This is a genomic window from Psychrobacter sp. TB55-MNA-CIBAN-0194, assembly GCF_040309505.1.
GTDB classification, from domain to species: domain Bacteria; phylum Pseudomonadota; class Gammaproteobacteria; order Pseudomonadales; family Moraxellaceae; genus Psychrobacter; species Psychrobacter fozii.
The window spans coordinates 1-247 of sequence record NZ_JBEOOW010000635.1; the positions used below are offsets into that span (position 1 = coordinate 1).

A 247-nucleotide genomic window follows, 5' to 3' on the forward strand; every position below is an offset into this window, starting at 1 on the left:
GAATATGGGTCTTGTGCCGCTAGATAAAAATATTCAGCAAGCGTTAGACAATAATAGAAAGGGTTACTATCAGGCGAGCACTTTTACCCAAGGGTTAGGATGGGAGATGTACCCTTATCCTACTCAGCTAGATACTTTACTCGAAGGTAACTCAATGGATGTGGTACTAAAGCCTCAAGCCATTACAACAGACAATCACCCAACGCCTATTTTAAACAATGTCTGGGTCAACAAAACAGGTGCTACT

Annotated in this window: 1 pseudogene; it reads left to right on the forward strand. The window is 41.7% G+C overall.

Going from position 1 to position 247, the window contains the following annotated elements:
• Positions 1–247: pseudogene (locus tag AAEY75_RS16550) on the forward strand (class C beta-lactamase); the annotation flags it as partial.